The organism is Planomonospora sp. ID67723 (genome assembly GCF_015711605.1).
GTDB lineage: Bacteria > Actinomycetota > Actinomycetes > Streptosporangiales > Streptosporangiaceae > Planomonospora_A.
In genome coordinates, this window is record NZ_JABTEZ010000001.1 from 15,206 (window position 1) to 40,223 (window position 25,018).

25 protein-coding genes are annotated in these 25,018 nt (G+C 72.9%); 8 read left to right on the top strand and 17 right to left on the bottom strand.

What is annotated here, in order from left to right; all coding sequences use genetic code 11:
- Positions 1 to 62 precede the first annotated feature (62 nt).
- The 5 genes from HS041_RS00065 to HS041_RS00085 all read right to left on the bottom strand — a co-directional run bounded on the left by HS041_RS00065 (position 63) and on the right by HS041_RS00085 (position 6,408).
- Positions 63 to 2,582, bottom strand: coding sequence for a TcpE family conjugal transfer membrane protein (locus HS041_RS00065; RefSeq protein ID WP_196438482.1), 2,520 nt, complete (start codon positions 2,580 to 2,582; stop codon positions 63 to 65).
- Positions 2,583 to 2,627: 45 nt separating this feature from the next.
- On the bottom strand, positions 2,628 to 2,906 hold the full coding sequence (locus HS041_RS00070; protein WP_196440683.1) for a hypothetical protein: 279 nt from the start codon (positions 2,904 to 2,906) through the stop codon (positions 2,628 to 2,630).
- 163 nt (positions 2,907 to 3,069) lie between these two features.
- Entirely contained in the window at positions 3,070 to 3,894 is an 825-nt protein-coding gene (locus tag HS041_RS00075; RefSeq protein ID WP_307845103.1) for a conjugal transfer protein, read from the bottom strand.
- 577 nt (positions 3,895 to 4,471) lie between these two features.
- The gene (gene ychF, locus HS041_RS00080) at positions 4,472 to 5,560 is read right to left on the bottom strand and encodes a redox-regulated ATPase YchF (protein ID WP_196438483.1); all 1,089 of its coding nucleotides are present in this window, start codon (positions 5,558 to 5,560) and stop codon (positions 4,472 to 4,474) included.
- 11 nt (positions 5,561 to 5,571) lie between these two features.
- Positions 5,572 to 6,408: a hypothetical protein gene (locus tag HS041_RS00085; RefSeq protein ID WP_196438484.1), complete on the bottom strand. Its 837-nt coding sequence runs from the start codon at positions 6,406 to 6,408 to the stop codon at positions 5,572 to 5,574.
- 133 nt (positions 6,409 to 6,541) lie between these two features.
- On the opposite strand from HS041_RS00085, the gene HS041_RS00090 reads away from it, so the two are divergent.
- Together HS041_RS00090 and HS041_RS00095 are read left to right on the top strand one after the other, a co-directional pair.
- Positions 6,542 to 7,855: a DNA recombination protein RmuC gene (locus HS041_RS00090; protein ID WP_196438485.1), complete on the top strand. Its 1,314-nt coding sequence runs from the start codon at positions 6,542 to 6,544 to the stop codon at positions 7,853 to 7,855.
- 81 nt (positions 7,856 to 7,936) lie between these two features.
- The gene (locus tag HS041_RS00095) at positions 7,937 to 8,464 is read left to right on the top strand and encodes a DUF6542 domain-containing protein (RefSeq protein WP_196438486.1); all 528 of its coding nucleotides are present in this window, start codon (positions 7,937 to 7,939) and stop codon (positions 8,462 to 8,464) included.
- 68 nt (positions 8,465 to 8,532) lie between these two features.
- On the opposite strand, the gene HS041_RS00100 is transcribed toward HS041_RS00095, so the two are convergent.
- The gene (locus tag HS041_RS00100) at positions 8,533 to 9,501 is read right to left on the bottom strand and encodes a 4-hydroxy-3-methylbut-2-enyl diphosphate reductase (RefSeq protein WP_196438487.1); all 969 of its coding nucleotides are present in this window, start codon (positions 9,499 to 9,501) and stop codon (positions 8,533 to 8,535) included.
- A gap of 110 nt (positions 9,502 to 9,611) precedes the next feature.
- On the opposite strand from HS041_RS00100, the gene HS041_RS00105 reads away from it, so the two are divergent.
- Together HS041_RS00105 and xseA are read left to right on the top strand one after the other, a co-directional pair.
- A complete protein-coding gene (locus HS041_RS00105) occupies positions 9,612 to 10,748 on the top strand; it encodes a hypothetical protein (protein ID WP_196438488.1) in 1,137 nt (378 codons plus the stop codon).
- A 27-nt stretch (positions 10,749 to 10,775) separates the two neighbouring features.
- Entirely contained in the window at positions 10,776 to 11,984 is a 1,209-nt protein-coding gene (gene xseA / locus HS041_RS00110) for an exodeoxyribonuclease VII large subunit (protein ID WP_196438489.1), read from the top strand.
- Here xseA and HS041_RS00115 read toward each other — a convergent pair.
- Positions 11,962 to 12,432 carry a GNAT family N-acetyltransferase gene (locus HS041_RS00115; protein WP_196438490.1) on the bottom strand — a complete coding sequence of 157 codons (471 nt, stop codon included), beginning with the start codon at positions 12,430 to 12,432 and terminating at the stop codon, positions 11,962 to 11,964. The two genes, xseA and HS041_RS00115, sit on opposite strands and share 23 nt — an antisense overlap.
- Positions 12,433 to 12,482: 50 nt before the next feature.
- Between HS041_RS00115 and HS041_RS00120 the strand changes: the two genes are divergently transcribed.
- Positions 12,483 to 12,713 (top strand): exodeoxyribonuclease VII small subunit, encoded by a 231-nt coding sequence (locus HS041_RS00120; protein WP_196438491.1) that lies wholly within the window; start codon positions 12,483 to 12,485, stop codon positions 12,711 to 12,713.
- A gap of 64 nt (positions 12,714 to 12,777) precedes the next feature.
- On the opposite strand, the gene HS041_RS00125 is transcribed toward HS041_RS00120, so the two are convergent.
- Together HS041_RS00125 and HS041_RS00130 are read right to left on the bottom strand one after the other, a co-directional pair.
- Positions 12,778 to 13,365, bottom strand: a complete 588-nt coding sequence (locus HS041_RS00125) for a DUF4245 domain-containing protein (RefSeq protein WP_196438492.1) — start codon at positions 13,363 to 13,365, stop codon at positions 12,778 to 12,780.
- Between the two features lie 38 nt (positions 13,366 to 13,403).
- Complete coding sequence (locus HS041_RS00130; protein ID WP_196438493.1) at positions 13,404 to 14,021, bottom strand: TetR/AcrR family transcriptional regulator; 618 nt, start codon at positions 14,019 to 14,021, stop codon at positions 13,404 to 13,406.
- 84 nt (positions 14,022 to 14,105) lie between these two features.
- On the opposite strand from HS041_RS00130, the gene glpX reads away from it, so the two are divergent.
- Entirely contained in the window at positions 14,106 to 15,140 is a 1,035-nt protein-coding gene (gene glpX / locus HS041_RS00135; protein WP_196438494.1) for a class II fructose-bisphosphatase, read from the top strand.
- Positions 15,141 to 15,230: 90 nt separating this feature from the next.
- Positions 15,231 to 15,404 carry a hypothetical protein gene (locus HS041_RS00140; RefSeq protein ID WP_196438495.1) on the top strand — a complete coding sequence of 58 codons (174 nt, stop codon included), beginning with the start codon at positions 15,231 to 15,233 and terminating at the stop codon, positions 15,402 to 15,404.
- A gap of 27 nt (positions 15,405 to 15,431) precedes the next feature.
- Here the strand turns inward: HS041_RS00140 and HS041_RS00145 are convergent, their stop codons facing one another.
- Both HS041_RS00145 and HS041_RS00150 read right to left on the bottom strand, forming a co-directional pair.
- Positions 15,432 to 16,034 carry a DUF1707 SHOCT-like domain-containing protein gene (locus HS041_RS00145; RefSeq protein ID WP_307845104.1) on the bottom strand — a complete coding sequence of 201 codons (603 nt, stop codon included), beginning with the start codon at positions 16,032 to 16,034 and terminating at the stop codon, positions 15,432 to 15,434.
- Positions 16,035 to 16,156: 122 nt separating this feature from the next.
- The gene (locus HS041_RS00150; RefSeq protein ID WP_196438497.1) at positions 16,157 to 16,810 is read right to left on the bottom strand and encodes a TetR/AcrR family transcriptional regulator; all 654 of its coding nucleotides are present in this window, start codon (positions 16,808 to 16,810) and stop codon (positions 16,157 to 16,159) included.
- Between the two features lie 187 nt (positions 16,811 to 16,997).
- Between HS041_RS00150 and HS041_RS00155 the strand changes: the two genes are divergently transcribed.
- Positions 16,998 to 18,200 (top strand): MFS transporter, encoded by a 1,203-nt coding sequence (locus HS041_RS00155; protein ID WP_307845105.1) that lies wholly within the window; start codon positions 16,998 to 17,000, stop codon positions 18,198 to 18,200.
- A 76-nt stretch (positions 18,201 to 18,276) separates the two neighbouring features.
- On the opposite strand, the gene iolD is transcribed toward HS041_RS00155, so the two are convergent.
- The 6 genes from iolD to HS041_RS00185 form a co-directional block, all read right to left on the bottom strand.
- The gene (iolD, locus tag HS041_RS00160; protein WP_196438498.1) at positions 18,277 to 20,118 is read right to left on the bottom strand and encodes a 3D-(3,5/4)-trihydroxycyclohexane-1,2-dione acylhydrolase (decyclizing); all 1,842 of its coding nucleotides are present in this window, start codon (positions 20,116 to 20,118) and stop codon (positions 18,277 to 18,279) included.
- Positions 20,119 to 20,201: 83 nt separating this feature from the next.
- A complete protein-coding gene (iolB, locus tag HS041_RS00165; RefSeq protein WP_196438499.1) occupies positions 20,202 to 21,023 on the bottom strand; it encodes a 5-deoxy-glucuronate isomerase in 822 nt (273 codons plus the stop codon).
- Positions 21,020 to 21,904, bottom strand: coding sequence for a Cgl0159 family (beta/alpha)8-fold protein (locus HS041_RS00170; RefSeq protein ID WP_196440686.1), 885 nt, complete (start codon positions 21,902 to 21,904; stop codon positions 21,020 to 21,022). Before HS041_RS00170 ends, iolB begins: the two co-directional genes overlap by 4 nt.
- A 94-nt stretch (positions 21,905 to 21,998) precedes the next feature.
- Entirely contained in the window at positions 21,999 to 23,003 is a 1,005-nt protein-coding gene (gene iolC, locus HS041_RS00175; protein WP_307845106.1) for a 5-dehydro-2-deoxygluconokinase, read from the bottom strand.
- Positions 23,000 to 23,923: a TIM barrel protein gene (locus tag HS041_RS00180; protein ID WP_307845107.1), complete on the bottom strand. Its 924-nt coding sequence runs from the start codon at positions 23,921 to 23,923 to the stop codon at positions 23,000 to 23,002. The genes iolC and HS041_RS00180 overlap by 4 nt, the downstream gene beginning before the upstream one ends.
- A complete protein-coding gene (locus HS041_RS00185; protein WP_196438500.1) occupies positions 23,920 to 24,903 on the bottom strand; it encodes a Gfo/Idh/MocA family protein in 984 nt (327 codons plus the stop codon). Before HS041_RS00185 ends, HS041_RS00180 begins: the two co-directional genes overlap by 4 nt.
- Positions 24,904 to 25,018: the final 115 nt, after the last annotated feature.

Here is a 25,018-nt window from a genome sequence, read left to right on the forward strand (position 1 = left end):
CGGGGGCCTCCGGCCGCTGTGCCCACCGGCGGCCCCCTCCGTGTCTTCTCGCGCCCTGGAGATCACTGGGCCACTTCCTCCTCGCTCGTCCGAGCCGTCCGCGCCGCGCCGAAGCCGGACACCACCACCCCGGCCAGCGCGAGATACGCCCGGCGCCCCGGCGCCCGCAGGTGGGACGGCTCCACCCGGTCGGACCGGCCGGGAGCCAGCTCGTCCTCCCACGGCACCCGGACGATCGCCCGGCACCTGCCGCGCGCGACCGCCTCCGCCTGCTCCACGTCGGCCATGCTGCGTCGGCTCACGCCGTTGACGACCATGACCGCCCTCCGGCGCAGGTGCGCGCAGCCGTGCCCGTCGAGCCACTCGTAGGTCATCGCGACCGCGTCCGGCCCGTCCTCGCTGGCCGGGACGACCAGGACCAGCTGGTCGGCATGGGGCAGGAAACGCGCGGCGAGCGCCGCGGCGGGGTCCACCACGACCAGCTTGTAGTGCGGGTCCAGCACGTCCAAGGCCTGGCCGAGCCGCTGGTCGGAGAAGAGCGCGCGGTCGGCCAGCCGCTGCTCGGCGTCCGGACCGGCGTCGCCCGCCAGGACCTCCAGGCCCGAGGCGCAGCGGCTGGTGTAGGCCCGCATGCCGAGGTAACCGTGGACGTTGCCCAGGCCGGCCAGCAGGGAGCCCAGCGTCTCGGGCGACTCGCCCCGGACCCGGCCGGACAGGGAGTGCGGCCCGGCGGCGGCGTCGATCGCGAGCACCCGGTCCTCGCGGTAGCGGGCGAGCGTGTGGCCGAGCATGAGAGCCGTCGTGGTCTGTCCGGCGCCGCCGGTGCACCCCAGGACGATCACTCGGCGGCTGCCGCTGAAGACCCCCCGGGCCCGGGCCTCGTCGATCTCCGACCCGTCCGTACGGCCTCCGCTCCCCGGTCCCATCACCACCTGGGCCAACCGCCGCCATCCTCCTTCGGAGTCCCGGCCGACGACCGCCTCCACCCTGCGGACCCTGGCCTCCCGGGCGGGCCCGGCCTCGTCCCGCCCCGGCCCGGGCACCGGCACCCCCGGATCGGCATGAGCCGCAGGACCCGAGGGAACGGCCCGGATCGAGACGTTCCCGGAGGTGTTCCCCGGGACGATCGCCGGCCGCTCCGGCGGCCACGCCTTCTCGTCCCGGCCGGTTCCCCGCCCCGCCGGGGACGCCTGCTCCGCAGGTCTCGCCCCTGTGTCGCGCCGCTGCGGGGACGCCTGCTCCGCGGGTCGTGTGCCCGCATCCCGTGCCGCCGGGAACCGCCGCTCCGCGCGGTCCTCGCCGGTCCGCTGCCCCGCCGGCGGCGGCTGGCCCTTCCGGTGCTGGGCCCGGAGATCCTCGTCCGTATCGGCCCGTACCCCGGTGGTGCCCGGTCCGGTCGGGGCGGGCGCGACGAACTGCGGCATGATCCGCGGCGCGGGAGGCCGCTCGGGCTGCCCGGCGGGCTCCGCCGGCTCCGCGGCCCTCTCGGCGGAGACGGCCAGCTTGCGGAGGCGGCGCAGGGCCTCGGTGTCGATCGGGGCGCCGCGCGCGGTCCGTGCCTTCTCCGCCCCGGTCTTCTCCGCCCCGGTCTTCTCCGGTGGTGTGACCGTACCGGGGGCGGCCTGTTCCGCGGGCTCCCCGGACGGCGAGGTGACGGGAGCGGGCCCGGCCTGGGCGGCCTCCCGCTCGGCGGGCGGGGGGTCGGGGGCCGGCTCGGGCCCGGCCGGCACGGCGGAAGCGGCTTCGGCCGACGCCGCCGGGACGCGCTCAGGGACGGCGTCCGCGGCGGGGGCGTCCTCCTGCCCGGCCGATGCGGCGGAGGCCGCCTGGGGCTCGATGGGCGTCGCAGGAGCGGTCTCAGATCCGGCCGGCGTCGCAGGAGCGGTCTCAGGCTCGGCGGGTGGAGGTCCGGGATCGGCGGGTGCGATCGGTTCGACCCGAGCGACGGGCACGGGCCTCTCGACGGGCAGTGGGGCCTCGATGGCCGGGACCGCCTGTCCCAGGGCCGGAGCGGTTCCGGCGCGGGAGGTGGGGGCCGCGTCCCAGACGGCCCGGTCCCGGGTGACCGGTGCGGTGGCGGCCGCCGCGGCGGCGGCCGCCACCGCGGGACGGACCGCCCGGGAAGACACGGGGACGCGCTTGGCGGTGGCCCGCTTGGGCTGGGCGTGACGGGCCCGTCTGGCCGCCTTGACGCGTACCTGCGCGGCCGGCTGGGGGGCGGCCCGCCAGACCCGGCCGGTCAAGGTGATCTCCGCGGGTTCCGCCGCGGGGGCCATCCGGCACCAGGTCCGCGGCTCACCCAGGTAACGCGCCTGCGACTGGAGCAGCTCGGTGAGCCGCTTGCTCTCGATCACCGGCCGGGTGGACAGCCAGGTCACCACTCCGGGCGGCACCAGGTAGACCACGTGCCATGGAGCGTCGAAGGGCAGGCCGACCAGCGCGAGCAGCAGCGACCAGGGCGCGATCACACCCACGAACACACCGATCCAGACAATCGGAAGCGGCATCGGCAGCCGTAGATCGTACAGCTTGTAGAGCCGCTTCTCAATGCGCCAGATATTGGTATATGTGGGCAGGTCCACGCGTCCTCCTCTCCACCTCTCGCTCTCTGTCCGTGTTCTGCGATCTCAGCTTCCGGTGATCCCCAGGGCTCCCGCGATCGCCTTGGCCGTCACCTCGATGATGTTGGGCACATAGAAGATCACACCGATGGCGATGGCCAGGATGATGAACTGCACGAACCGGGTGATCTCCCGGGTGAACAGGAAGAACAGGGCCACCACCGAGACGATGACGAGGAAGAGGGGGGCGAAGAAGCGGCGGAGGAAGTCGGCCAGGCCCTCGGTGTTCACGCCGGCCGGCGGGGCGGTGGGCTGGCCGGTCGGCTGTTGCTGCGCGAGGTCGATCACGCTCAGCAGGATGGTCTTCAGGGTCACTTCTCGTCCTCCGTGCTCATGATCGCGGATGCCGGGCGACCGGTCGCGGGCGGGGCGCCCGCGACGGCCGCGCCGCCGGCCCGTCGATCAGGGGGGCTCTGTTCGCTGTGGACTGGCACCGTTCGATCATGCGTCACCCCACGGACCGTCCCGCGCCGCCGATGCTCTTGACGAACCATTTGCCGCCCTGCTCGACCACGGTGAGGACGTACGACTGTTCCAGCTTCCCGCTCATGTCGCCGGGGTCGCCGGAGGCGGGTTCCGCGGACGGCGCCGCCCCGGTGGGCACACCCCACACGACCGTGGCGGTGACCTTCCTGGTCGTCCCGGCGGGGAGGGGCACGACCAGTTCCTTGAGCTCCACGAAGGTGAACGCGCCGCCGAACCCCTCCAGGGTGACCCCGTCGGCGGCGTACTGCTGCAGGGAGGCGGCGTCGCTCGCGGCGTAGGCCTTGAAGAAGTTGGCCATGGGCGTGCGCAGCTCCTGCTCCGCGGCCTTGTCGCGCTCGGGCTCCGCCAGGGCGGGCAGGGCCGCCGACGACGGCGCCGGCAGGATGCCCGGACGACCGGAGACGACGAGTCTCCCCGTCCGGCTGTCATGGAAGATCGGCACGGACAGGAGCTGCCGGCGGTTGCCCGCCTGGAACATCAGCGTCACGACGGCGTTCTCGGCATCGGTGACCTCGATGCCGTACGGCTGGATCGCCCCGGCGCTCATCCTGCCGAGGCCGTCCCAGCCGAACTGCTGATCGGCCCCGTCGGGCAGGAAGGGCGCCAGCCGTCCGGCCCGCTCGGAGAGGCGTACGGCGTCGAAATTCAGATAGACGGCGGCGAACTGGCTGGCGAAAGAGGTGCCCTGCGTTACCGGAAATCCCAGGTCGGTGGGGGTGGAGGCGGGCTGGCCCGTCGTACTCTGCCGAGTAAATCGCTCAAAAGGTGCACGAACCCCATTTACCACGATAACTATAATTAACGCCCAGAGAACGGCACGGCCGGTCCACACCAGCCAGCGCCCGCCCCCTCCGGACCACCGGCCTCGGCGCGGCACCCCCCGACCGCGCGCGGGAGCACGCCCGGGCTCGGGATCGTCGAACGCTTCTGGGTATGCCGAAAGATCAGGGTCGCCAGCGATCCGCGGGTCCTGCTGGACGGTTGACCTCCGAACCATCACGCCTCCGCTCGCGCCGATTCCCCCGGCTGGCGCGGTGTCGTATTACTCCCGATCCCGTTAGCCATGGTGAAGTGATTACCTTAACCGCCTTGCTGATTGTTCCAGGAAAACCACGCCCATGCTGCAGGCATCGTCTTCCCTGAGCAAACCGGATCTGAGGCCGGGCATCGGCCCCGCAACGGCGGAAGGCCGCGTGTTACACCTGGCCAGCGCGGGCTCCGGTTACCCAAACGCCACCCCTTGGTATCGGTAAAGCGCCGGGACTGTCGCGACCTGCCCCTTTGGCCGGGAACGGTCATGACCCGGCGTCACAACGCGAAGAACGGGCGCGGCCGACTCGGCCGCGCCCGTTCCCGGGAGCACGTCAGACGTTGAAGCGGAACTCCACCACGTCACCGTCGCGCATCACGTAGTCCTTGCCCTCGATGCGCGCCTTGCCCGCCTGCCGGGCCGCGGCGATGGAGCCCGCCTCCACCAGCTCGTCGAAGGAGACGATCTCGGCCTTGATGAAGCCGCGCTGGAAGTCGGTGTGGATGACCCCGGCCGCCTCCGGAGCGGTCGCGCCCTTGCGGATCGTCCAGGCGCGCGTCTCCTTGGGGCCGGCCGTCAGGTAGGTCTGCAGGCCGAGGGTCTCGAACCCGACCCGGGCGAGCTGCGCCAGGCCGGACTCCTCCTGGCCGACGGACTGGAGGAGCTCCAGCGCCTCCTCATCGGAGAGCTCGACCAGCTCGGACTCGATCTTGGCGTCCAGGAAGACGGCCTCGGCCGGGGCGACGAGCGCCGACAGCCTCTCCCGCAGCTCCGTGTCGACCAGCTCGTCGGCGTCGAGGTTGAAGGCGTACAGGAACGGCTTGGCGGTCAGCAGGTGCAGGTCGCGCAGGTCCGCCGGGTCGATCCCCGCGCCCTTGGCCCCGGCGTACAGCGTCGTGCCGCCGTCGAGGAGCTTGACCGCCGCCTCCGCGGCGTCCAGCGCGGCCTTGCGGTCCTTGTTGGTCCGGGCCTCCTTCTGCAGGCGCGGGATCGCCTTCTCCAGGGTCTGCAGGTCGGCGAGGATCAGCTCGGTGTTGATCGTCTCGATGTCGCGCTCGGGGGCGACCGCGCCGTCCACGTGGGTCACGTCCGGGTCGCTGAAGACCCGGATGACCTGGCAGATCGCGTCGGTCTCGCGGATGTTGGCGAGGAACTGGTTGCCCCGGCCCTGCCCTTCGGAGGCCCCCTTGACCAGCCCGGCGATGTCGACGAACTCGACCTTCGCCGGCAGGATCTTGGCGGAGCCGAAGATCTCGGCCAGCTTCTCCAGGCGCGCGTCGGGCACGCCGACGATGCCCACGTTGGGCTCGATGGTGGCGAACGGGTAGTTCGCCGCCAGTGCGTTGGCGGTCTTGGTCAGCGCGTTGAAAAGCGTGGACTTGCCGACGTTGGGCAGTCCGACGATACCGATGCTCAGGCTCACGTGACCCGAGTTTACGGGGAGTTGCGAAGTGCCACTCGCCGCAGGCAGGTCACGGGACGCCGAAGTCCCGGCTCACGCACCTTCAGGTAGCGGTCCGAGCCCTCGGGGCAGCGTCCGCGGGAGATGACCCTGCCCGTCACCTCCGCCCAGGCACGGGAGGAGCCGCACGACGTCCTGGCGAGCGCCTCGCGGCTCACCTTGCGCCCTCCGGGCCTGACCACGCAGTCCCCCACGGCGAGCATCCGACCCCCCTTCCCCAGGCACGCGATCGTCCGGTCGTCGACGATGAGCGCGTCGAGCGCGCGCTTCGGGCACTCCGCCGGACGGTCCAGCACGGCCAGCACCCTGCCGTACCACCCCTCCGTGGAGCAGGGCAGCTCTCCGCCGCGCAGGGCCAGGCAGTCGCCGGCGCGCAACACCCCTCCGCCCTTCCCCGGGTCCCCGGGGTGCGGCTGCCAGAAGTTGCGCACGCACGCCGTACGGCCGGCCTGACGGCGGTGGGGGATCGGCTCCAGGGCCGTGCGGCCGTCCACCGGCACGACCTTGATCCTGACGAGCTCGTCGGTCTCACGGGGGCAGTCCGCCGGGCGGTCGCCGACCACGGCGACGACCCTCCCGTCGGCATCCTCGCAGGCCACCAGCCGGAAGACCGAGCCGTCCCTGCCGATGCAGGCGTCCTTCTTCCAGGCGAGCCGGACCGAGGCGGCCTCCTTCACCCACACCTCCGCAGGCTTCGGATCGGCACGCCCGGCGATGAACACCCCCGTCACCGCCACCACGACCACCGTGACCACGGCCGTCACCCCCAGCGCCGGCACCGCCTTAGACCCCAAGCTGCGTGCGCTCACCGCAGATCCCCCACTTTCCGTGTTCAATACAGAACTTTGAGTGACAGGATGCTTGAGCACAAGTGGAATAGGGCAGCCGGTTCGAAGGCGTGTCGGGCCGCCGGGACCGTCCGGGCCTGGGATCATGCGGGGAATGGACGTCATGGCACTCGTCTTCCAGCTCGCCGTCGGACTCGCCGCGGGGCTCGCGATCGGGTTCCTGCTGGGCCGGGCGCGCGCCGCGGCCGGAGCCTCGGACGCCGTCGTCCGCCTGGCCGAGGCCGAGGCCCGCGCCAAGGCCGCCGAGGAGAAGGTCGCCTATGTCGAGGGGCAGCTCGCCGAGCGGTTCCAGGCGCTGTCGGCCCGCGCGCTCGACGTCAACAATCTGCGCTTCCTGGAGCTGGCCGAGACCCGGATGGCCGCCGGGCGCGCCGAGGCGGCCGGGGAGCTGGAGCAGCGCAAACAGGCCGTCGAGCACCTGATCGAGCCGCTCAAGGACACCCTGGCCCGGGTCGAGGCGCAGCTGCGCGACACGCAGGCGGGCCAGCGCGCGGCCCACGCCGAGCTGACCAAGCACATCGACATCGTCCGGGAGAGCAACGACCGGCTCCGCACGCAGACGACCGCCCTGGTCCGAGCCCTGCAGCGGCCCGACGCCCAGGGCCGGTGGGGCGAGCTCCAGCTCCGCAGGGTCGCCGAGATCGCCGGGATGCAGCGCTTCTGCGACTTCGACGAGCAGGCGAGCGCGTCCACCGCCGACGGGACGCTCCGCCCCGACATGGTCGTACGGCTCGCGGGCGGCAAGAACATCGTGGTCGACTCCAAGGTCTCCCTGGCCGCCTACCTGGAGGCGGCCGAGTCCGCCGACCCCGACCACAGGTCCGAACGGCTCGACTCCCACGCCCGGCACGTGCGCGAGCACGTGGACCGGCTGGCCGCGAAGGCCTACTGGCAGGCGTTCACCCCGGCCCCGGAGTTCGTCGTCCTCTTCATCCCGGGAGAGGCCTTCCTCGCCCCCGCGCTGGAACGCGACCCCGGCCTGCTGGAGCACGCGATGCGCCGCCGGGTCCACATCGCCACCCCGACCACGCTGATCACCATGCTCCGCACCGCGCAGTACGCCTGGCAGCAGGCCGCGCTCGGCGAGAACGCCCGCGCCGTCTTCGAGCTCGGCAAGGAGCTCTACGAGCGGCTGGGCACCATGGGGCGGAACATGGAGGCGATGGGCCGCTCACTGAGCCGGACCGTCGAGTCCTACAACCGGACGGTCGGTTCCCTGGAGACGCGGGTGCTGGTGAGCGCCCGGAAACTGAACGACCTGGGCCTGGTCGAGGCCGAGCTCGACGGCCCCTCTGCGGTCGAGGAGCTGCCCCGCGCCCTCACCTCGCCCGAATTGCTGGGAGAAGAGGAGTCAAGCTCGTCCCCCATCTCCCGGTTGAACGGTAAGTTGGCCAATGACCTGCCATGAAAGGTGTTTCCCGAAGCCGGGGGGAGCCGGACACCGGAAGCCGGAGGCGGGTTCGAGGGGGGCGACTGGCGAGGTGATCGCATGAGTGAGCGGAACCGGGAATCCGGCATCCGGCTGACCGCACGGGGCGCGGTGGCGTTCGTGCTGGCGGTCACGCTGTCGGGGAGCCTGCTGCACGCCCTGTTCGGGCTTCCGGCTCTGGTCGGCCTGGCCTTCGTGGCCGGCTGCGTGGGCGCGGTCCTCCTGGTGAACCCGCGTGACCTGCTCTCGCTGGTGGTCTCCCCGCCCCTGGTCTTCTTCTCGGCCACCGTGACCGTCGAGACGTTCCGGGCCCTGGTCGCGCCCTCGCCGGTCCAGGCCTTCGGCCTGGGCATGTTCACGGCGCTGTCCGGCGGAGCCCCGTGGCTGTTCGCCGGCTCGGCGCTGGTCCTGCTCATCGCCTGGCGGCGCGGACTGACCCGGTGCGTCCGCGAACTGCGGGAGGAGATCCGCACCGCGGGCCCCACCCCCGTGCCCCGCCCGAGGAACGGCGACGACTCGGAGTTCGCTCCCGAGCCGGAGGGCTATTTCGAGCCCCGGATCTACGGCACGCCCCGCGAGGGCCAGTAGCCCCGCCCCCACCCCGCTTCGCCGTACGGCGAAGCGGGCGGCGGCGCCGGACGGCGTGAGGGGCCCGGTCAGACGGTGGCCCGCAGGTCCTTGCGGAGCTCGTGGGGAAGGGCGAAGCGCACGTTCTCCTCGACGGAGTGGACCTCCTCGACGTCGGCGAAGCCGTGCTCGGCGAGGCGGGACAGGACGTCGGCGACCAGCTCGTCGGGGACCGAGGCCCCGCTGGTGACGCCGACGGTGGTGACGCCGTCGAGCCACTCGTCCTTGATGAAGGAGGCGTTGTCGACCAGATAGGAGGCGTCGGCCCCGTGGTCGAGGGCGACCTCGACCAGGCGCTTGGAGTTGGAGGAGTTCTCCGAGCCGACGACGATGACCAGCTGGGCCTCGGCGGCGATCTCCTTCACCGCGACCTGGCGGTTCTGGGTGGCGTAGCAGATGTCGTCGCTCGGCGGGTCGAGCAGGTTCGGGAAGCGCTCCTTGAGCCGGGAGACCGTCTCGACCGTCTCGTCCACCGAGAGGGTGGTCTGCGAGAGCCACACCAGCCGGTCGGGGTCCTTGACCTGGACGGAGCCCACCGCGTCGAGGCCGTCCACGAGCCGGATGTGGTCGGGCGCCTCGCCCGCGGTGCCCTCGACCTCCTCGTGACCCTCGTGCCCGATGAGCAGGATGTCGTAGTCCTGGGAGGCGAAACGCTTGGCCTCGTTGTGGACCTTGGTGACCAGCGGGCAGGTGGCGTCGATCGTCTTCAGGCTGCGCCGGGCGGCCTCCTGGTGGACGGCCGGGGAAACCCCGTGCGCGGAGAAGACTACGATGGCGCCCTCGGGGACCTGCTCGGTCTCCTCGACGAAGATTGCCCCGCGCTCCTCCAGCGTCTTCACCACATGGGTGTTGTGGACGATCTGCTTGCGGACGTAGATCGGTGCGCCGTACTGCTCCAGAGCCTTCTCGACGGCCTGGACGGCCCGGTCGACTCCCGCGCAGTAACCGCGGGGCTTCGCCACAAGTACACGACGGGTCGCGCGGGTCTTTGAAGTCATGTTCTTATGCTACGTGGAGTGCCCATGGGGTCCGCTCATGTGCCCCTTGACCTCGCAAGCCCTGATCTTGCCAGACTATACGTCCAATACAGACCTCCCAGGGAGACGAAATGTCAGTCCCCGATCTCTTCCGTACCATCGCGGGGAAGGCCAAGGACCTACCGCTCCACATGCTGCAGGCCACGCTGAGCGGGGTCGGCCAGGCGCTGCTGCTCGGCGACCGGGTCCGCAGCCGGATCAAGCGCCTCGGCGGCAACGACGAGGCCCTCGACGAGACGCGCCCCACCGCCGCCGACCAACTGGGCGAGACCGGGAAGAAGTCCGGCGAGGAGGCGGAGAAGCCGGCCGAGGAGAAGCCGGCCAGGCGCGAGCCGGTCATCTTCGCCCCGGCCAAGTCCAAGGCCACCGCGCCCGAGACCACTGAGTCCAAGGCCGCCAAGACCGGGGACGCCGAGACCTCCGCCGAAGCCGCACCCGAGGCCGCCGCCAAGGCCGAGATCTCGGCCAACGGGTCCAAGACCCGGCCGGAGCCGGTCATCTTCGCCCCGGCCAAGTCCAAGACCGCCGAGACCAAGGCCACCGCGCCCAAGGCCACCGCGCCCGAGACCACCGCGCCCGAGACCACTGAGTCCAAGGCCGCCGCGCCCGAGACCGCCAAGGCCGGGGACGCGGCCGCGGCCGATGAGACCGAGCCGGAGACCGTGAAGGCCGCCGGGCTGGAGACCGCCGTCACGCCCGAAGCCGTCGTCAGGCCCGGCGCCGCCGCCGAACCGGAGGCCGGGATCGCCGAGCCCGCCGCCGTGGAGGTCGCGGTGGCCGAGGTCGAGGTCGCCAAGCCGGAGACGGCCGACGCCGCCGCGGTCGAGGTCGTGAAGACCAAGCCCGCCAAGCCGAGGACCGCCAGGCCGAAGGCCGCGGAACCCGCCAAGCCGAAGGCCGCGCCGAAGACCGCCAAGGCGGCCAAGGCGGCCAAGCCGAAGGCCGCCGTGACCGAGACGGGGACCGAGACGGGGACCGCCGAAGCCGCCAAGACCACGAAGACCGCCAAGGCCGGGGGCGCGGCCGTGCCCGCCGAGCCGCTGCCCGGTTACGCCGACCTCACCGTCGCCTCGCTCCGTGCCCGGATGCGCGGCAAGAGCGCCGAGCAGATCAAGGATCTGATCGCCTACGAGCAGGCCACCGCGGCCCGGCCCGAGGTCGTGCGCATGTACGAGAACCGGCTGGCCAAGCTGGAGGGCGCCGAATAGCCGGAGCCTGCGCGTATGGTCTTCGGCATGAGCGCGAAGACCACACCGGAGCAGCCGCTGCCGGTCCGCACCGTGCTGCAGATGGTCGGCGGCTGGATCGGCAAGCTCGGCACCGTATGGGCCGAGGGGCAGATCACCGAGCTGACCGCGCGCGGCGGCACGGTGTTCCTGACGTTGCGTGACCCGGTGGCCAACGTGTCGGCCCGGGTCACCTGCCCGCGCGGAGTCTACGAGGCGACCGTTCCCCGGCCGGTGGACGGCGCCCGGGTCGTCATGAACCTGAAGCCCGACTTCTGGGTCAACCGGGGCTCCTTCGCGTTCACCGCGCTGGAGATGCGCCCGGTCGGCGTCGGCGAGCTGCTGGCCCGGCTGGAGCGGTTGCGCCAGGTGCTCGCCGCAGAGGGCCTCTTCGCCACCGACCGGAAGCGCCGCCTGCCGTTCCTGCCCGCCACGATCGGGCTGGTCTGCGGCCGGGACTCGGCGGCCGAGCGCGACGTGCTGGAGAACTCGCGGCGACGCTGGCCCGCCGTGCGGTTCAAGGTCGAGCCGGTCGCCGTGCAGGGGCCGTACGCCGTCGGCGAGGTCACCGAGGCGCTGCGGAAGTTCGACGCGGACGCCGAGGTCGACGTGATCGTGATCGCGCGGGGCGGCGGATCGATGGAGGACCTGCTGCCCTTCTCCGACGAGGCGCTGGTGCGGGCGGTGGCCGCGTGCCGCACCCCGGTGGTCAGCGCGATCGGCCACGAGCAGGACAGCCCGCTGCTGGACCTGGTCGCCGACGTGCGGGCCTCCACACCCACCGACGCGGCCAAGAAGGTCGTGCCGGACGTGGGCGAACAGCTCACGCTCATCCGCCAGCTCCGCGACCGGGGCCGCAGGGTGGCCTCCGGCTGGCTGGACCGCGAGACGGCCTGGCTGGCCGCGACGCGTTCCCGGCCGTCCCTCGCCGACCCGGTCCGGGAGATCGAGCGCAGGGCCGAGCAGGCCGAGCAACTGCGGGACCGGGCCCGGCGCTCGCTCACCGTCTCCCTGGACCGCGCCCAGGACTCCCTGGGGCACCTGCACGCCCGTCTGGTCGCCCTCTCCCCCGCCGCCACCCTGGAACGCGGTTACGCGATCGTGCAGCGCCCCTCGGGCGAGGTCGTACGGCGCGCGGCCGAGGTCGCCCCCGGGGACGAGCTCACGGTCCGCCTCCCCGACGGGAAGATCCCGGTCAGGAGAGATCCCGCCACGTGAGCGAGGGGTAGCCGTCCTCGACGAAGCCGAACTCCCGGTAGAGCGGTTCCCCGTCGGAGGTGGCGTGCAGGTCGACCTTGCGGATGCCCTCCGCCCGGTACCAGTCCATGAGCGCGCCCATGATGGCCCGGCTGTGCCCCCGGCGCCGGTGGCCGGGGTCGGTGGTCATGCCCTGGATGTAGCCGTATTTGCCGCTGGGCAGGCTCGGCCCCGGGAACCGGTCGAAGATGAGGCCGATCCCGCAGGCGGCCAGGCGGCCGTCCGTGGCGTCCACGACGTAGACGGCCGTGTCGGAGGAGTCGATGCGTTCCCTCAGGCTCTCGGCGTAGGCCTCCTGCCAGCGGCTCTCGACCGGGAGGTTGCCGTCCTGGGCCATGCGGTCGGCCAGGATCTGACGGAGGCGGATCAGCTCGGGGATGTCGTCGGGGGTCGCACCGCGCACGCTCATCACCCCATTCTCCCACCCGTCCCGTCCGTCCCACCCTCTAGGGTTGGTGCGTGGCTGAGGAGAAGACACCGTCGTACGAGCAGGCCCGCGAGGAGCTGACCGAGGTGGTCCGCCGCCTCGAGGCGGGCGGGCTCACCCTGGAGCAGTCGATCGAGCTCTGGGAGCGGGGCGAGAAGCTGGCCGCGCTCTGCGAGGAGTGGCTCCAGGGCGCCCGGGTGAAGCTCGCGGCTGCCATGGCCAAGCGCGGGCAGGCCGACCCCGGCGAAGAGCGGCCCTTCTGAGCCGTACGGCCCCGCCCTCCGGTGGCCGCCGGGAAGGACCGGGAACCGGCCCCCGGCGGCCGGGCTAGTCCGTGGGGGCCGGGCTGGCCGCAGGTGCCGGACTGGTCGTGGGCGTCGGACCGGAGGCGCCCTTGGGCTGCTGCTTGAGGGAGGTCGCCAGGGCGGTCAGCTCGGCCCATTCGGCCGTGCCGGTGACGACGAGGGTGGTGTCGGGCAGGAGCCGTACCAGCGAGCGCTGGTTCTTGTCCTCGCGGTAGCGCTGCTCCCAGGTCACGCCGGCGATCTGGACGGTGCCGGTGGCCTGGTTGCTGTTGGCCATCCGGTTGGCGAACTCCGCCGCGGGTCCCTCGTCGCTCTGGATGAGCATGGCGTGCTTCTGCTCGGCCGTGGCGAAGCCGAGCCGCCAGGTCACCACGCCCTTGGCATCCGTCATCCGGGAGCTGTTGGGGACCCAGCCCGCCGGCACCGGCTCCGGCGTCCAGACCTGGTACGGCGCGGCGCGGCGCATGTTCGCCACGTCGATCGAGTAGTCCACCCTCGGGATGTGCGGAGTGGTGCTGTACGGGGCGAAGAACAGGACGGCGAGGACGCCGGCGAGGCAGACGGCCATCGCGACGACGTAGCCGTAGAAACCCTGAGTGAACCGTTGCACGAGTGGCGAGACTACCCGCCCGGGAGGGCGGTCCGCCGTCAGGGGCGCTCCGTGGGGCGGCGGATCTGCCCGATGATGGCCAGCACGTCGTCGGCGAGCCTGCGGGAGGCGTCCTCGTCCTCGGAGAGCGCGACCTCGGAGACCGCGGCGGCGAGCGCCCCGGTGAGGACCACGACCAGTGCCCCCTCGTCGCCCTCGAACAGGGTGGCGTTGCGCTTGGCCCACTGGCGCAGCCGGTCACGCATGATGATCTCGAACCCGGGCGGACCGTCGCCGCGCAGGAACAGCGCGGCGAGCTCGCGCTCGGCCAGGCAGCCCTCCAGGTAGGCGCGGGCGCCGGCGACGAACAGCCTCATCGGGTCGCTCTCGCCCCCGGCCCTGGCCTCCTGCACCGCCTGCTTGGTCCGCTGGGTCTGCCGGGCCTGGAACTCCTCGAAGAGAGTGAGGTAGAGATCGGCCTTGCCGGAGAAGTGGTGGTAGAGGCTGCCCACGCTCGCGCCCGCGCGCGCGACCACGTCGGTGACGCCCGCTTCGGCGAAACCGCTTGTGACGAAGGTCTCCCTGGCCGCCGCCAGGAGCGCGACCCGTGTGGCGGCACCCCGTTCGGAGGTTCGTGCGGTCGCCTTCGTTACCGGCCGTTCCGTGTCGCTGCTCATAGTGGCCACACATTATCCTCCCCCGCCCGGCAAGGAGGAGACAACTACGATCGTCGTCAGAATCCACGAGAGGGGCTTTCCGCCATGTCCGAGCAGACGTCCGTTCCCGCCGCCCTCGCCACAGGCGAGCACGCGCCTGATCGCAACCTGGCCCTCGAACTGGTCCGGGTGACCGAGGCGGCCGCGATGGCCGCGGCCCGCTGGGTGGGGCGCGGTGACAAGAACGGCGCCGACGGCGCGGCGGTCAACGCGATGCGCCAGCTCATCAACACGGTCTCGATGAACGGCGTGGTGGTGATCGGCGAGGGTGAGAAGGACAACGCCCCGATGCTCTACAACGGCGAGTCCGTGGGCGACGGCAGCGGCGCCGAGTGCGATGTGGCCGTGGACCCGATCGACGGCACCCGGCTCACCTCCCTGGGCATGCCCAACGCGATCTCGGTCATCGCGGTCAGCGAGCGCGGCTCGATGTACGACCCGTCGGCCGTCTTCTACATGGACAAGCTGGTGACCGGCCCCGAGGCGGCCGACTCGGTGGACATCAACGCCCCGGTCGCCCACAACATCGCCGCGGTGGCACGCGCCAAGGGATGCGCGTCCTCGGACGTGACCGTGGTCATCCTCGACCGGCCCCGCCACGAGAAGATCATCAGAGAGATCCGGGAGACCGGCGCGCGGATCAAGCTCATCACCGACGGTGACGTCGCCGGCGCCATCATGGCGGCCCGGGGGGGCACCGGCGTCGACCTGATGCTCGGCATCGGCGGCACGCCCGAGGGCATCATCGCGGCCTGCGCGCTCAAGTGCCTGGGTGGTGTGATCCAGGGCAGGCTCTGGCCGCAGGACGACGCCGAGCGCCGCCGGGCGCTGGACGCGGGGCTCGACCTGGACGCCACCCTGACCACCGACGACCTGGTCAGGTCCGACGACGTGTTCTTCGCGGCCACCGGGATCACCGACGGCGAGATCATGCAGGGGGTGCGTTACCGGGGCGGCCACGCCGTGACCAACTCCCTGGTCATGCGCGGCCGGTCCGGCACGATCCGGAAGATCGAGAGCGAGCACCAGCTCTGGAAGCTCCGCGCTTACAGCGCGATCAACTTCGACACCGCCGTCTGACGCCACGCCCGGATCGCCCGAATATGACAAAGTTCATATAGAGATCTTCCCGATCGCCACCGGCGCGGGCGGCCGGTGGCGGGTGAGGAGGTGCACGGTTCCCGATCCCGTCGGGCCGGGCGCGGGCATCGCCGGTGGCGGCCCTACCTGGTCAGCGAGTACGTCCCCGGCCCGTCTCCGCGCGGTCTGGTGGCCGTGTCCGGTGGGTACGACACGGCGGTGCGGCTGTGGGACCTGACCGCGCGCCTGCAGGACTCCCGGTGACCGGCTCTCCGAGGACCCCGGCCGGCCTCAGCGGCGGAACCAGGATCGGCGGGGTCGCTTGGGGGACTTCGCCACGATGCTGCCCAGGGCGACGGTCCCGGTGATCTCGATGATCGGCCCGTCCGGGGAGGGCGGGACCTGGTTCTTCTTGCCGCCCATGAAGGCCGAGGCCGGCATCTCGATCCGCACGCCCTCCGGGACGACCAGCGTGAGCGTCCCTCCCAGCACGGTGACCTGGAGGGTCACGCGGCCGGACTGGAGCAGCGCCTCACGGAGGTCGAGGGTGACGTTGGCGCAGACGGCGGTGGCGGAGAAGCGCGTCGGCACCACCCAGCGCCCCGAGCGCTCCTCCGAGCCGAAGAAGGCCGTCACCGGGCGGACGTCGGTCCGCAGCGGCTGGGCCTCGGGCGGGAGGAGGTCGGCGGTGAGAGCGGCGATCTCGCCGAGCGTGCGGGAGCGGTAGAGGCGCTCAATCCGCTCCTCGTGCTCGTCGTGGGTCAGCCGCCCGTCGGCGAGCGCGTCGTTGAGGACCGCGGCGATCCTCTCCCGGTCGGCGTCTCCGGCCCGCAGGTCGCCGGGGCGCGGCGCAGGCGTGTCGTCACGGATCGCGGGAGGCCAGGAGAAGTCCACCCCTCGACGATAAGCCCTGCCACGCGTGTGCGGGTGGAGCGCCGGGATCCGCCGAGACGCGGCGGACGGGAGCCCCGGGGCCGTCCTGCGAACCGTGAAAGCCGCGGACGCCGGACCGGCTCTCATGAGTCGCAGGACGGTCCTTGAGGACGCGGGGAGCCCTCGGGGCGGAGCGAGGCGACGAGGTCGTCGACGTGCCCCCGGAAGAGGGCGGCCATGTCCACCCGGTCGGGGTCGAGCAGCCACTGGCTCTGCAGGCCGTCCATCACGGCGATCAGCCGGGCGGCGTGGGCCTCGGGGTCGATGCCGGCCCGGAGCTCGCCGGACTCCACCGCCCGGCTCAGCACCCGGCTCACCTCCTCGCGGAGCCGCCGGTAGCGCTCGCGGGCCCACTCGTGGCCGGGATGGTCGGCGGTGACGGCCTCGCCGCTCATCACGGTGAAGAGCTGGACGAGGCCGGGGACGCGGGAGTTCCGCTCGACCAGGTCGACCATGTCGTCCAGGAAACTCAGGCCTCCGGCCGGCGGGGCTCCGCCGTCGTATCGGCGCATGTCGAGCTCGTCGCGGTATTCGAGGACGGCGATCAGCAGCCGCTCCTTGCTGCGGAAGTGGTGGAGCAGCCCGGCCTGGGAGATCTCGGCCCGCTCGGCGATGCGGGCGAGCGAGGCTCCCCGGTAGCCGTTCTCCGCGAACTCCTGCAACGCGATCGCCAGGATGCGCTCCCGGCGCGCCTGCCCGGCCGCGTATCCCCCGCGCCGCTCCCCTGCCGCTCGCACGTGAAGCACCCTAGCGCCCGCCGAGGGAACGAGGCCACGAGGACACCGGAGGAGACGCGGCGTCGCGCGGGCGCGGGGGAGGCACCGCAGCGGGCGGGCCCGCAGCGGTGACGGGCCATTGACCCCGGAGAACGGCGCGCCTACCCTGGCGGGAACTTGAACCCCCCTCATGTTCCTGGAGGTCGTGGTGCCGACCCCGCATGGCGAGCAGACCCAGGTGCCGGCCCCGCGCGACCGGCAGGCCCGGGTGGCGACCTGGGCCGCGTTCTTCGTCCAGGGCCTGTGCTTCGCCACGCTGCTCACTCACGTGATCGACCTGCAGCACGAGTTCGGGCTGAGCGACACGGACCTCACCCTGGTCCTGCTCCTGGTACCGGTGATCGCCGGCGTCGGGAGCGTGCTCGCGGGCTCCCTCGCCTCCAGGTACGGCAGCGCCCCCGTGCTGCGCGTCTCCCAGCTGGCCGTGTGCGCCGTCGTGGTCCTGCAGGGCTGGAACGGCTCCCTCGCCGGCCTGTACGCGCTGAGCGCCGCGTTCGGCCTCGCGGTCGGGGCGGTCGACGCGGCGATGAACATGCAGGCGGTCGCGGTCGAACGCACCTACGGCATGAGCGTGCTGACCGGCTTCCACGCGGTGTGGAGCGTCGGCTCGATGCTGGGAGCCGCCTTCAACTCCGCCTTCAGCGCGCTCGGAGTGGAGCTGGCCTGGTCGTTCTCCGTCCCGGTGGTGATCGGCGCGGTCGTCTCGGCGGCCATGCTCCCCCGCCTCTACACGCGTGACGAGGAGCGGGCGACGGCGCGGGCCGTGGAGACGGCGGCCCGGGTGCCGTGGCGGCCGATCATCCCGCTCTGCCTGGCCATGGCCTTCCTCTACGTCGGCGACGCGGCGGTCTCCAACTACAGCACGGTCTACATGGAGAAGGCGCTGCTGGCGACCGGCTGGCTGGTCCCCTTCGCCTACCTCGCCTACCAGGCGGCGATGCTCGTCGCGCGGGTCCCCGGAGACCTCGCCGTGCGCCGGTACGGCCCGGCCCCCGTGGTCCGCGCGGGCGCGGTGATCGCGGCGCTGGGCACGCTCGGCGTCGTCGTCGCCCCCGGCCCCGTGGTGGCCGTCGCCTCCTTCGGCCTCGTCGGCATCGGCCTGTCGATCATCGCCCCGCAGTCGTTCTCGGCCGCCGGCCGCCTGGGCGCCGGAGCCGAGACGGCGATCGCCCGGGTCAACCTGTTCAACTACGTCGGCTTCCTGGTCGGCGCGGCCGTGGTCGGGACGATCAACGACACCGTGAACGCGCGGGTGGCGTTCCTGCCCGCCGCGGTCCTGGTGGCGCTGATCGTCTTCCTGGCCGGGGGGTTCCAGCCCAGGGCGGTCACCACCACGGCGGCGGCTCCCTGACCGCATCGCCGTACCGGCGCCGTGCGGGTGGGCGGGCACCGCGCCGCGGGCGGGCCCGTCCCGGGGACGGGGCGCCTCAGAGGTAGGGCCGCTGCTCCCGCCTGGCCGCCTCGTAGGCCGCGCGGGCCCGCCGCGCGTCCTCGCGGCCGGACACCTCCGCGACCGGCACGTCCCACCAGGCCGTGGTCGCGGGTCCCGGACCGGGGACCGTCTCGGTGTACACGACGGTGGTCCGGGCGGACTCCCGCGCCTTGGTGAGCGCCACGCGCAGCGCCTCGGGGCCGTCGGCGCGCAGCACGTCCGCGCCCAGGCTGGCCGCGTTGGCGGCGAGGTCAACCGGGACGAACGCGCCGTCCAGCTCCCCTTCCGGGCCTCGCATCCGGTAGGCGGTCCCGAGCCGGCGCGCGCCGACCGACTCCGACAGCCCGCCGATCGAGGCGAAGCCGTGGTTGTCCACCAGGACGATCACGAGCTTGACGCCCTCCTGCACGGCGGTGGCGATCTCCTGCGCCATCATCAGGTAGGAGCCGTCCCCCACCAGCACGAACACCTCTCGCTCGGGGGCCGCGAGCTTCACCCCGAGCCCTCCGGCGATCTCGTAGCCCATGCAGGAGTAGCCGTACTCCACGTGATAGCCCTTGGGATCGCGGGCCCGCCACAGCTTGTGCAGGTCGCCCGGCATGGACCCGGCCGCGTTGACCACCACGTCGGCCGGGCGCGCCACCTCGTTGACCATGCCGAGCACGACCGGCTGGGTCAGCGCGTCGCCCGTGGTGAGCAGGGAGACCTGTTCCTGCCAGTCGTGGGTGAGCGCGGTCGCCCGGGCGGTCCAGCCGGGGTCGGCCGTCCAGCCGGGCACCTCCATCGCCCGCAGGGCCTCGCGGGCGTCGGCGACGAGCATCTCCCCGGCGTTCTTGGCCGCGTCGAAGGCCGCGACGTTGACGTTGAGGAACCTCGCCCGCCCGAACAGGGTCCGGGAGGCGGTGGTGAAGTCGCTGTAGCGGGTCCCGATCCCGATGACCAGGTCCGCCTCCCGGGCCAGGGCGTTGGCCGCGGCGCTGCCGGTGTGGCCGATCGCGCCGACCGCGCAGGGGTGGTCGTACGGCACGGAGCCCTTGCCCGCCTGCGTCTCGGCCACCGGCACGCCGTACCGCGCGGCGAAGGCGGCCAGTTCGCCGCAGGCCCCGCTGTAGACGGCCCCGCCCCCGGCCACGATCAGCGGCCTGCGCGAGGTCCGGATCAGGCCGAGCGCCCTGTCCAGCGCGGCGGGTTCGGGCACCGGCCGGGCCACGTGCCACACCCGCCTGGCGAACAGCTCCTCGGGCCAGTCGCAGGCCTCGGCCTGCACGTCCTGGGGGAGCGCCAGGGTGACCGCGCCGGTCTCGGCCGGGTCGGTCAGCACCCGCATCGCGGCCAGCAGCGCCGAGGGCAGCTGCTCGGGCCGGTTGATCCGGTCGAAGAAGCGGGAGACCGGGCGCAGCGCGTCGTTGACCGTCACGTCGTAGGAGCGCGGGTCCTCCAGCTCCTGCAGCACCGGGTTGGCGACCCGGGTGGCGAAGACGTCGCCGGGCAGCAGCAGCACCGGGAGGCGGTTGATCGTGGCCAGCGCCGCGCCGGTGACCAGGTTGGTGGCGCCGGGGCCGATGGAGGTGGTGCAGGCGAAGGCCGACAGCCGGTCGCGCATCCGGGCGTAGCCGACGGCGGTGTGCACCATGGCCTGCTCGTTGCGGGCGAGGTAGTACGGCAGCGCGTCACCGGTGCCCGCGCCCCGCTCGGCCAGGGCCTGGCCGATGCCCGCCACGTTGCCGTGGCCGAATATGCCGAAGACGCCCGCCACCAGGCGCTGCTCGACGCCGTCGCGTTCCGACCACTGGCCGGCGAGGAACCGCACCAGCGCCTGTGCCACCGTGAGCCTCATCCTGACTCCTTCCGGAGCGGCCCCGGGACGTCGCGTCCCGGGGCGGGTCTGGCGCGGGCGTTCCCGGCGGGCGGTCCGCCCGGTCAGCGCGGCGCTCTCGTCATGGGGACCCGGGGGTCGACCGGCTGGTCCGCCCAGGAGGAGCGGACCCACGCGTGCCGGGGGTCGTCGCAGAAGGCCATGGACCGCTTCTCGGCGGGCCCGGCCAGCACGTTCAGGTAGTACAGGTCGTAACCGGGGGCCGCCATCGACGGGCCGTGGTAGCCGTGCGGGACGAGCACCACGTCGCCGCCGCTCACCTCGGTCAGGGTGTCGTGCGTGCCGTACACCCGCTGGTAGCCGGGACCGCCCTCGAAGTAGTAGATCTCCTCCAGCACGGCCTCGTGCTCGGAGGCCGTGTCGTGTTTGTGCGGCGGGTAGGACGACCAGTTCCCGCCGGGGGTCAGCACCTCGACCGCGACGAGCTTGTCGCAGTCGAAGGCGTCCGGGGCGCAGAAGTTGTTGACCTGGCGGCTGGACTGCCCGGCCCCGCGCACCTCGACCGGGACCCGGTCGGCGGGGCCGTACCGGACGGGCAGGCGCCGGGAGGCCCGGGCCGAGGGGAAGGCGAAGCGGCCCTCTCCGGTGATCCGGACCGTCGCCTCCACCGGGAGGTAGGCGAAGTCGGTGACCGCGTGGAAGACCGAGGTCCGGCCGTGGAGCGTGAGCCGTACCCCGTCGCACTCGATCGCGCACCCGCCCGAGAGCGGCAGGACCACCATCTCCTCGCCGCCGGTGGCGAACTCCACCGTCTCACCGGACAGGTGGAGCAGGCGGAGCCCGCTGCGGGCCCATCCGGCGGTCTCGGGGGTGATCCACAGCGCCCAGGGGGCGTTTGCCGTGCTGCCTGCCGGGATGAACGTCATCGGATCTCCTCCAGCATCGCCGCCGCGGTGTCCACCGCCGCCGCCACGTCGTCATCGGAGGGGTACAGCAACGCGCGGCCCACCACAAGCCCCCGGACGCCGGGAAGTCGCAACGCCTTGCGCCAGGCGGCGTACGCCGGGCCGGGCGTGTCACCGGGATCGCCGCCGAGCAGCAGCGTGGGCAGGGTCGTGGCGCGCATCACCCGCTCCATGTCGTCCACCACGGGGATCTTCAGCCACGTGTGCGCGGAGGTCGCGCCGAGGCCCTGGCCGACGTGCACGGACCGGATGACGCCCTCGGCGGACAGGTCGTGGGTGACCGTCCCGCCCACCCGCCGCGACCAGAACGGCTCCACCAGCGCGACCAGGCCGCGTGCGGCCAGCTCGGTGACGGCCCGGCCGCACGCTTCGAGGGTGGCGGCGGTGGCGGGCTCGTCGACGCCGATCCGGCAGAGCATCTTGCCCCCGTCCAGGCCCATCCGGGCGATGGTGGCGGCATCGTAGGCGGTGAAGCGGTCGTCGAACTCGAACGCGGTGCCCTGCACGCCGCCGCGGTTCATCGAACCTATGACGATCTTGTTCTCCAGCGCGCCGAGCAGCAGGAGGTCCTCGACGACGTCGGGGGTGGCCAGCAACCCGTCCACGCCCGGCCGGGCCAGCGCCACGCGGAGCCGCCGGAGCAGGTCGAGCCGGCTGCCCATGGCCAGGGGACGGCTCCCGGCGGAGAGCGCGCCCCGGGCCGCGTGGTCGGCCGCGATGATCAGAAGCTGGCCCCGGCCCTCCAGCATGCCGCGCCGCTGCCGGGCCGCGGCCGCCTCGGCGATCCGCCAGGGGAAGCGCGCCCGGGTCTCCAGCAACCTCCGGTGCTCCTCCTCCCCCAGGCCCTGGCCGAGGCCGGGTCCGGCCTCCCCGTGCCCGCCCGTCCTCCCGGAGGCGGCCTCCCGGCCCGGATCCGGGACCCGCCCGGCGCCGGATTCACTCATCGCCCGCCCTCTCGTACGCGTTCCGGCCCTCGCCGAGGACGTCCAGCACCTCGTCCACCGTGGGCATGGCCGGGGCGCAGGCGAGCCGGCCGGCCACGATCGCCCCGGCCGCGTTGGCGAACCTCAGCGTGCGCTCCAGCGGCCAGCCCGCCAGCAGTCCGTGGCAGAGCGCCCCGCCGAAGGCGTCGCCCGCGCCGAGCCCGTTGACGACCTCGACCGGGACCGGCGGCACCTCCACCGTCTCGGTCGCGGTCATGCCGAGCACCCCGTCCGGCCCCCGCTTGACGACCGCCAGCTCCACCCCCGCCTCCAGCAGCGCCCGGCCCGCCGTGCGGGGCTCGCGCGTGCCGGTGGCCATCTCGGCCTCGTCGAGGTTCCCGACCGCGACGGTGACCTGTCCGAGCACCTCGCGCACCCGCTCGCGGGCCTGCTCGGCGTCCGGCCAGAACATCGGCCGGTAGTCCAGGTCCAGCACCGTGTACGGCGTGCGCCCCCTGGCCCGCCAGGCCGCCAGGTGCGCGCTGCGCGACGGCTCCGCCGACAGCCCGGTCACGGTCGTCCAGAACAGCCGCGCCGCCGCGATCGCCTCCAGGTCCAGCTCCTCGGGGAGGATCTCCAGGTCGGGGGCCTTGGGGTAGCGATAGAAGTAGAGCGGGAAGTCGTCCGGGGGCCGGATCTCGCAGAACGTCACCGGGGTCGGCAGGCCGGGCACCGCGATGACGTGGCGGTCGTCGACGCCGTACCCGCGCAGCGCGTCGTGGACGAACGCGCCGAACGGGTCGGCCCCGGTCCGGGTGATCACCGCGCTGGAGCGGCCCAGCCGGGCGGCGGCCACGGCCACGTTGGTCGGGCTGCCGCCCAGATACTTGCCGAAGGTCTCCACCTCCCGCAGCGAGACCCCCACCTGCAGCGGGTAGACGTCCACCCCGACCCGCCCCATCGTCAGCACCTCGGCGGGCCCGCCCGCGCTCCCTCCGGCCGCGGAGGAGGAGGTCACGCGAGGCTCCCGAGATAGGCCAGGCTCGTACGGACGTCCTGGGCGGGGTCCTCGTCCTCTGATGCGAGGACGACGTCCTGCTCCATGACGTACCAGCCGGAGTACCCGGACGCCGCCAGGCCGGTGACGATGCCCGCGACGTCCACGTCCCCCCGGCCGAGCGGGCGGTAGATCCCCGTCCGCACGGCCGCGGTGTAGGTGAGCCCGCCCACCCGGACCCGCTCGGCGAGGGCGGCGTCGACGTCCTTGAGGTGGACGTGGGCGATCCGCCCGGGGGCCTCGCGGACGAGGTCCAGCGGGTCGGTGCCGCCGATGAGCAGGTGGCCGGTGTCCAGGCAGAACGGGACCGCGCTGCCGGCGAGCACCCGGTCCACCTCCTGGCGGGTCTCCACCATGGTCCCGACGTGCGGATGCAGGGTGAGGGTGCGGCCGAACTCCCTGGCGGTCCTGATGATCCGGCCCAGGTTGGCGAGCAGGGTCTTCCAGCCCCCGGCGTCCAGCTCGGGCTTGGCGTCGTAGCCCTCCCTTCCGGTGGCCGCGGCCAGCACGACGACCTCCACCTCCCCCTCCCTGAAGGCCCGCATGGTGGCGCGGACCTCCGGCAGCGGGTCGTACCGGGGCTCGTGCAGGACCACGGGGACGAAGCCGCCGACCGCGCGCAGGCCGTACCCGCCGAGCAGGGAGCGGCGCCGCGACGGCGAGGGCGGCAGGAACCCGGCGGGACCCAACTCGGTGGCGGTCAGGCCGAGATCCCGCATCTCGGCCAGTACCCGCGACCGGTCGAGCTGGTGTCCCCAGCCGGGCACCTCGCAGACGCCCCACGAGATGGGGGCGCCCGCCGTCCTGATCGGACCGCCCTGCCGCCCTCCCGGGGCACCGCTCTCCGGCGGCCCTCCGGGCACCACCTCCCGCCCGCTCACCGGACCACCTCCGCCACGCGGACCACGCGCCCCTCGCGGAGCGACAGGTCGGCCGCCTCCGCGAGGTAGAGCGCGGCCAGCGCGTCCTCGACCGTGCACGGACTGTCCGTCTCCCCGGCCGCGGCGGCGAGAAACGCGTCCAGCTCCGCCGTGTACGCCGGGGCGAACCTGGTGGCGAAGTCCGGCCATGGCTCCCCGCCCGGCTGGAGGCCCTCCGCGCCGGTCAGCGGGGCGCGCGGGCCGAGACCGACCGCCTGGGTCCGCAGCGTTCCGGCCAGTTCCATCCGCACGTCGTATCCGGCTCCGTTGTAGCGGGAGCCCTGCAGGGTGACCAGCGTGCCGTCGTCCATGGTGATGAGCGCGGCGCTGGTGTCGACGTCTCCGGCCTCGGCGAAGAACGCCTCGCCCCGGTTGGAGCCGGTCGCGTAGACGGTGACGGCCTCGCGGCCGGTGACCCAGCGCAGGATGTCGAAGTCGTGGATGTGGCAGTCGCGGTAGATCCCGCCGGAGGTCGCGATGTACTCGGCGGCGGGCGGGCTCGGATCCGCGGTGATCAGGTGGACCCGGTGGAGCCCTCCCAGCTCGCCGGCGCGCAGCGCCCTGCGCGCCTCGGCGTAACCGGCGTCGAAGCGGCGCTGGAAGCCGATGTGCACGATCGTCCCGGTCTGCTTGGCCGCCTCCAGGACCCGGACCGTTTCGTCCACCCCGGAGGCGGCGGGTTTCTCGCAGAACGCGGGGATCCCGCCGGCGCACGCTCTCAGCAGGAGCTCGGCGTGGCTGGCCGTGGGGGTGGCGATGACCACGGCGTCGGCCTCGAAGGCCTCGCCCACCCTGGCCTTCGCCCCCAGCCCCGCAGCCGCCTCGGCCGCCCGCGCGGCGTCCGCGTCGGCCACCACCAGCTCGTCGACCCGGGGATGGGCGACCAGCGTCATCGCATGGAAAGCACCTATTCGTCCAAGACCCAGCAGACCGACGCGCATGATGCCTCCGGCGGAGAGAGCGGCTGGTCTCAGTTCTAGGCGACGGCCCAGACCCCGTCAAGGTTTGTAAGGACATATGTACTTACTGTCAACCCGCCGTGATCGTACGGCGCGA

Coding starts and splice junctions, on each gene's coding strand:
- HS041_RS00090 (WP_196438485.1), top strand. CDS start 6,542: ATGGACGTCATGGCACTCGTCTTCCAGCTCGCCGTCGGACTCGCCGCG.
- HS041_RS00095 (WP_196438486.1), top strand. CDS start 7,937: ATGAGTGAGCGGAACCGGGAATCCGGCATCCGGCTGACCGCACGGGGC.
- HS041_RS00100 (WP_196438487.1), bottom strand. CDS start 9,501: ATGACTTCAAAGACCCGCGCGACCCGTCGTGTACTTGTGGCGAAGCCC.
- HS041_RS00105 (WP_196438488.1), top strand. CDS start 9,612: ATGTCAGTCCCCGATCTCTTCCGTACCATCGCGGGGAAGGCCAAGGAC.
- xseA (WP_196438489.1), top strand. CDS start 10,776: ATGAGCGCGAAGACCACACCGGAGCAGCCGCTGCCGGTCCGCACCGTG.
- HS041_RS00115 (WP_196438490.1), bottom strand. CDS start 12,432: ATGAGCGTGCGCGGTGCGACCCCCGACGACATCCCCGAGCTGATCCGC.
- HS041_RS00130 (WP_196438493.1), bottom strand. CDS start 14,021: ATGAGCAGCGACACGGAACGGCCGGTAACGAAGGCGACCGCACGAACC.
- glpX (WP_196438494.1), top strand. CDS start 14,106: ATGTCCGAGCAGACGTCCGTTCCCGCCGCCCTCGCCACAGGCGAGCAC.
- iolD (WP_196438498.1), bottom strand. CDS start 20,118: ATGAGGCTCACGGTGGCACAGGCGCTGGTGCGGTTCCTCGCCGGCCAG.
- iolB (WP_196438499.1), bottom strand. CDS start 21,023: ATGACGTTCATCCCGGCAGGCAGCACGGCAAACGCCCCCTGGGCGCTG.
- HS041_RS00185 (WP_196438500.1), bottom strand. CDS start 24,903: ATGCGCGTCGGTCTGCTGGGTCTTGGACGAATAGGTGCTTTCCATGCG.